Source organism: Halorubrum saccharovorum DSM 1137 (genome assembly GCF_000337915.1).
GTDB classification, from domain to species: domain Archaea; phylum Halobacteriota; class Halobacteria; order Halobacteriales; family Haloferacaceae; genus Halorubrum; species Halorubrum saccharovorum.
The window spans coordinates 1-483 of sequence record NZ_AOJE01000033.1; the positions used below are offsets into that span (position 1 = coordinate 1).

A 483-nucleotide genomic window follows, 5' to 3' on the forward strand; every position below is an offset into this window, starting at 1 on the left:
CTGCGCCTTCCCCGGTTCACGGGTTAGACTCGCCAATCAAGTGCACTCCCTGGGTCGTTTTTCAAAACGCACGACACGACGCCGGCTCGACTCTCTTCCTACTGGAGGATCGCTCCTCGGTCGTTTTGAGAATCGCCTTGTACGCCCTGTCGCTCGATCGCCAACTGATTTCAGGCCCTATTGCACCGCCCTTCTCGGGGTGCTTTTCAGCGTTCGCTCACGCTACNCTCGAGGAGTGTTTAGCCTTCTCAGGGGATGCCTGAGTTGTTCACAGAGGATATCCGACCCCTGCTACTCTGGTATTGACGCCAACGGTACTTCCTCATTCTACGGGGTTGTCACCCTGTTTCACGCTCCGTTCCAGGAGACTTCGAATGAGAGTTCGCGTTTTGATTGTCAACCCGAACACCACATTGGTCCGAAGACCTTCGGTTTGGGCTGTGTCGCTTTTACTCGCGGTTACTCACGACATCGCTATTGCGT

General features: G+C 55.2%; 1 rRNA gene. It reads right to left on the minus strand.

Going from position 1 to position 483, the window contains the following annotated elements:
- A 23S ribosomal RNA gene (locus C471_RS17840) occupies positions 1 to 483 on the minus strand; the annotation flags it as partial.